The organism is Synechococcus sp. R8-2, assembly GCF_047461715.1.
Lineage (GTDB): Bacteria > Cyanobacteriota > Cyanobacteriia > Thermostichales > Thermostichaceae > Thermostichus.
The window spans coordinates 1-5,498 of sequence record NZ_JANSHQ010000240.1 but is presented as its reverse complement, the minus strand read 5'-3'; the positions used below and the strand labels follow the sequence as shown (position 1 = coordinate 5,498).

The 5,498-nt window shown below is 56.2% G+C and carries 4 protein-coding genes, 1 tRNA gene and 1 pseudogene; 3 read left to right on the top strand and 3 right to left on the bottom strand.

Annotation, left to right across the window (positions count from 1 at the left end):
• The 3 genes from NW819_RS06420 to NW819_RS06410 form a co-directional block, all read right to left on the bottom strand.
• A partial coding sequence (locus NW819_RS06420) for a Clp protease N-terminal domain-containing protein (protein WP_414413247.1) occupies positions 1-955 on the bottom strand: 955 nt, incomplete at its 3' end.
• A 118-nt stretch (positions 956-1,073) separates the two neighbouring features.
• Positions 1,074-1,147 (bottom strand) — tRNA-Arg (locus NW819_RS06415).
• Between the two features lie 175 nt (positions 1,148-1,322).
• Positions 1,323-2,420: a tocopherol cyclase family protein gene (locus NW819_RS06410; RefSeq protein WP_414413246.1), complete on the bottom strand. Its 1,098-nt coding sequence runs from the start codon at positions 2,418-2,420 to the stop codon at positions 1,323-1,325.
• A gap of 204 nt (positions 2,421-2,624) precedes the next feature.
• On the opposite strand from NW819_RS06410, the gene NW819_RS06405 reads away from it, so the two are divergent.
• From NW819_RS06405 to NW819_RS06395, 3 genes and pseudogenes are all read left to right on the top strand, one after another.
• Positions 2,625-3,935: a CmpA/NrtA family ABC transporter substrate-binding protein gene (locus NW819_RS06405; protein ID WP_414413245.1), complete on the top strand. Its 1,311-nt coding sequence runs from the start codon at positions 2,625-2,627 to the stop codon at positions 3,933-3,935.
• Positions 3,936-4,457: 522 nt separating this feature from the next.
• Positions 4,458-5,285, top strand: coding sequence for a nitrate ABC transporter permease (ntrB, locus tag NW819_RS06400; RefSeq protein WP_414413244.1), 828 nt, complete (start codon positions 4,458-4,460; stop codon positions 5,283-5,285).
• 68 nt (positions 5,286-5,353) lie between these two features.
• Positions 5,354-5,498, top strand: a pseudogene (locus NW819_RS06395) (bacitracin ABC transporter ATP-binding protein); the annotation flags it as partial.

Genomic DNA, 5,498 nt, shown 5'->3' with positions numbered 1-5,498 from the left:
CATCCAGGGTGGTGGCGCCGATGCACTGCAACTCGCCACGGGCCAAGGCAGGCTTGAGGATGTTGGCGGCATCAATCGCCCCTTCCGCAGCCCCGGCCCCGATCAGGGTATGCACCTCGTCGATGACCAGGATGATGTTGCCGGCATTGCGGATCTCATCCATGATTTTCTTGAGGCGCTCTTCAAACTCGCCGCGGTACTTGGTGCCGGCCACCAGCAAGCCAATATCCAGGCTGATCACCCGCTTGTCGGCCAAAATATCGGGCACATCCCCCTGCACGATGCGCTGGGCCAAACCCTCGGCGATGGCGGTTTTGCCTACCCCCGGCTCGCCAATGAGGACGGGGTTGTTCTTGGTGCGGCGGCCCAGGATCTGGATCACCCGCTCGATCTCCCGCGTCCGACCGACCACCGGATCCAGCTTGCCCTCCTGGGCCAGTTGGGTGAGGTTGGAGCCGAATTCGTCCAGGGTGGGCGTTTTGGTGCGACTGGAGGATCCCCCCCCTGCCGTCACTTCGGCAGTCTCGCCCAACATGCGGATCACCTGGGTGCGCACCTTGGAGAGATCCACCCCCAGGTTTTCCAAGACGCGGGCCGCTACTCCCTCCCCTTCTCGGATCAGGCCCAGGAGCAGGTGCTCAGTGCCGATGTAGTTGTGGCCGAGCTGGCGGGCCTCTTCTAGAGAGAGTTCCAGCACTCGCTTGGCGCGGGGAGTGAAAGGGATCTCGACGGCCACAAAACCGGATCCCCGACCGATAATTTTCTCGACTTCAATGCGGGCGTCCTTCAAGTTCACTCCCATGGACTTGAGAACTTTGGCGGCGACCCCAGTGCCCTCGCCGATTAACCCCAACAAAATTTGCTCGGTGCCAACGAAATTGTGACCTAACCGTCTGGCTTCTTCTTGGGCCAGCATGATCACCTTGATGGCTTTTTCTGTAAAGCGTTCAAACATGATCCTCGGGCTCCCTACGCCTGCATCAAGGCGGACTTGATAGGGGTAATCCTAGCACAAGTTCTGGCGAAACCAAGGGACGGTAAATACCCCAGACGGAAGCTGTCTGGGGCCAAAACGCGCCTGGAGAGATTTGAACTCCCGACACCGTGGTCCGTAGCCACGTGCTCTAGTCCACTGAGCTACAGGCGCAAAAGGGGCGGGCCAACCACGGTTGACTGTCTGTCCATACTATCTGTCCATAGTTACTCAGATACTATCCAGTACTATCCAGAGACAGAGATGGACATCTATCAATGTGGCTTAGGCATTCTAGCACAAGAGCGTTTTTTGGAAAGTCCAACGGGGGTGTAGATATCCACCAGCGTTAACATTGCCCTTGCCAAGGTTGCCGGACTTCTCCCCCCACTTCGAGGCCGGCTTGGGGGCTGGTGGCCTTGATCACCGGCGTCCAGACTTGGCCGTTGCGCTGCCAAAGCTGTAGGTGCAGATGTCCTGCCAGGGTATCCCGACAGTTGCGCTGCATCCCTTCTGGGCCAGGAGTGAATACAGTTTGGCCAGGCCGTCCCGTGTGCCCTTCCAGCCGAATACACCAGAGGGCACTTTCTCCCCAGATTCGCCAGGATCCCCAGGGATCCACTTGCCAGGTCAGCCGAGCGGATCCGGGTCGCCATTCCAAAAAGGGCTGGGATCCCCATCCATGCAGGCTGATCAGGGCCACTTCTTCGGGGCGGGTGAGCACCTGCCGCTCAGCTCCGGCACAGGTGAGGCTAAGGCCGGGATGTTGGGGAAAGGCGTTGCACTGGATCCAAAACCAGCGGCGAGGAAAGCTTTGGCCCCAATTTTTTTCGGCGTAGGCGGGAGCCTGCTGAAATGCATAGCGCCTGCCTCTCCACTCCACCCAGCCGGTGGCCAAGCCATGGCTCATGAGGATCTGCCAGCCCGGCTCAAAGATGGGCAGATAAGACCAGGCTCCCATGGTGGCTCGGGGTGGGATCCCATAGGCAAAACGAGGCTGAATGCGGTAGAGCCAGCGAATGGGCTCAGAGCCCAAGGGATCCGGCAAAATCCCCTGATTGAGGTGGGCGGTGTATTGGTAGCCGCTGGCGGTGCGCTGGAAGAAGGTGAAGGGATCCTGAAGGCCGCGACAGCCGGGGCCTGGGATCCCTGAGTGCCCCAAGGCCAGATGGGTTGAGCTGGCCCAAAAGCGGCGGGGATTGGGGAAGGTGCGCCAATGCAACTCCTCCTCCGGCCCCAACACCTGAGCCATGCCCCCGCGCTTGGGATCGATGGCGTACATGAAGGCAAAGCTAATGGGCGGATCCCCGGGCAACGTTACCCGGCTATACCAACCCTCAAAAAACCGCTCTGTGCAGCCATCCCAGTGGTAGCCGGCATGGGGCAGGGATCCCCAATCTGTTGAGTTGTTTTGCCCAGAGCAAGCCGTCGTCGAAGGAAGCGCCATTGAGACCTAAGCCATCGCAACAATGATAAACGGAAGTCTATGCTTACCAAAATAATAATTGTATTGTTTCTATATTTATTTGCCCTTAGGATATCAACCAAGCTGAGATTTAAGGATTTCTTGAGATTTCACGAAGGAAATCCATGGGTCAGGCGACTTGAACCGGAAAGCTTCCATCTTGCCTTCACATATCCTTTCGATGAGGTGAGCATGACGTCACGTCGTAACTTTTTGCTGTCTGCGGGTGCGGCCACCGTGGGTGGACTCGTGAGTGGCAGCTTAGCACGGGCCAGCACAGGCTACTGGGTTGCCCAGGCCAGCGGCCCAGAAACCCCCAATCTCAGGTTAGGCTTTATACCGATTGTGGAGTCTGCCCCCCTGATCATCGCCAAGGAAAAGGGCTTTTTCGACAAGCATGGCATGACCGGTGTAGAGGTGTTGAAACAGGCCAGTTGGCCGGCAGCCCGTGACAATGTGGTCATCGGCTCAGCGGGTGGGGGAATCGACGGTGGCCAGTGGCAGATGCCGATGCCTCACATGATCCACATTGGCGCCATCACCAACAATCAGCCGGTGCGCATGGCAGTTCTGTGTCAGTTGATCACCCAAGGCAACGGGATTGCCATTGCCGGAATGCATGCTGGCAAGGGTTTGGGGCTAGATGTTTCTGGAGCTGCAGACTACATCAAAAATTTCAGCGCCAGCAACGGACGCAAATTCAAGGCCGCTCATACCTTCCCCAACGTCAATCAAGATTTTTGGATCCGTTACTGGTTTGCTGCTGGGGGGGTAGATCCGGATCAAGACATCGACCTGTTGGCGGTTCCCTCTGCCGAAACGGTGCAGGGAATGCGCAATGGCACCATGGATGCTTTTAGCACCGGGGATCCCTGGCCCTACCGAATTGTGGCAGATGGGATCGGGTTTATGGCGGCCCTTACCCAACAGATTTGGCCCTTTCACCCCGAAGAATACTTGGCCATTCGCGCCGATTGGGTAGAGCAAAACCCCAGGGCCACACAAGCCACTTTGATGGCGGTGATGGAAGCGCAGCAATGGTGCGACGATCCGGCCAACCGAGAAGAACTGACACGCATTCTCTCAGGGCGTGCCTACCTGAATGTGCCGGTTGAAGTTCTCACCCCTCCCTTTCAAGGCAAATACGAATTGGGAGACGGCAAGCCAGCTGTTCAAGATTTCAATGCCGGGCCCTTGTACTGGGAAGATGGCCGGGGCAGCGTCTCTTACCCCTACAAGAGCCATGACCTTTGGTTCCTGACGGAATCCCTGCGTTGGGGCTTCCACGCTCGCTTCCTTCCCGATCTGGATACTGCCCGTCGTCTGGTGGATGAAGTGAACCGTGAAGATCTCTGGCGTGAGGCCGCCCAGGCACTGGGGGTGAAGAACATCCCCAACAACACCTCGCGGGGAACAGAGCGTTTCTTTGACGGTGTGGTGTTTGACCCACAGGATCCGCAGGCTTACCTGAACAGCCTGAAAATCAAAAGGGTCTAGCTGAATAGCTTGATTGGGCCAAGTTCCTCACCTTCTTTCGCAGGAAGTCCATGGCTTACCGTTTCCTTGTTCGAATCTCTCGCGCGACAGGGATCCTGCCTACCTGTGGGATCCCACGAGGTCGAAAAAAGCTGTGCCGAGCTTTCTGCCCAAACGATGGAAAGTTGATGGATGCTATGAGCCTCGCACTTTTTGAATAACTTTGAATGCTATGTTGAGGATCGGCTATGTTGGCTCTACTTCACGTTCCGCGCGAACCCTTCAGGAAGCCTCTTTTTAAGAGGCCGGCCCGGCCTCGCTGGGACAAGCTCATCCTTTCAATAGCCGTAGGAATCCTGAGTTTTCTGATTGTCGTGAGAGTTTTGTTGAGTTTGCAATCCCTGTGTTTGCCCATCCAAAGAAAAGGCAAGGCCGATCCAAGCTCATGCTCTGTCTCCAACACGGTGTAGAACCCCTCGATCGGGGCGTTCCAAAAGCGCAACACCAGAGAACCTTGTAAAACCCTATCCTCCTCTAGGAGCTATGACGACAACACTTTCTTCTCCGCCAAAGTCTTCGGCAGCGAAGCTCGATTTGGCGAAGTACCGAGATCAGATTCTCCCCCCTGTGGTGGGTATTGTTGGATTCCTGCTCATCTGGCAGCTCTTGGCCAGTGCCAACCTTATTCGGCTGCCGGGGCCCTGGGATGTGTGGATGGATGAGCGCAGCCGGTATCTGATCCTGCATCCTTTGTACCGCAACAGCGACCTTGACCAAGGGCTGCTGCGCCAAACCTTGGCCAGCTTACAAAGGGTGGCCATCGGCTATTGCAGTGCCGCCTTGGTGGGCATCACACTGGGCATTTTGGTGGGAAGCAGTGTGTGGATCAACCGAGCTTTGGATCCCATTTTCCAATTTTTGCGCATGGTAGCTCCCTTGGCTTGGGTGCCCATATCTTTGGCTGCTTTGCAACGCAATGAGCCGGCTGCCCTGTTCGTTATTTTTATTACCTCAATTTGGCCCATTCTCATCAACACGGCTGTGGGGGTGAGACAGATCCCGGAAGACTACATCAACGTCTCCAAAGTGCTCAAGCTCTCCAAAGTGGACTTCTTTTTTAAGGTGTTGCTGCCCTCAGCCCTGCCCTACATGTTCACAGGTCTGCGCATCGGCATCGGCCTGTCTTGGCTGGCCATTATTGCCGCAGAAATTGTGATGTCGGGTGTGCCGGGGATCGGCTTTTTCATCTGGGATGCCTACCAGCAGAACTACGTTACGGAGATCATCGTTGCCGTCATCTACATCGGAGCGGTGGGATTGCTTTTGGATCGCCTGATGTCTGTTTTGCAAAACAAGATAGCCAACCAATGATGTGTTGGATGTGTTGTCAGTATGTGGTTGGTTTGAGGCTAGACGGGTGATAGGTTGGGAGGTTTTCTGTGTCTGTATTGGTCAGTGTGGAGCAGGTGGAAAAATCTTTTGCTCTGCCCGGAGGGCAGGAATACCTTGCTCTGAAAGGGATCGATCTGCAAATCCATCGAGGGGAGTTTGTCTCCTTAATCGGCCACTCCGGCTGTGGCAAAT

Coding starts and splice junctions, on each gene's coding strand:
- NW819_RS06410 (WP_414413246.1), bottom strand. CDS start 2,420: ATGGCGCTTCCTTCGACGACGGCTTGCTCTGGGCAAAACAACTCAACA.
- ntrB (WP_414413244.1), top strand. CDS start 4,458: ATGACGACAACACTTTCTTCTCCGCCAAAGTCTTCGGCAGCGAAGCTC.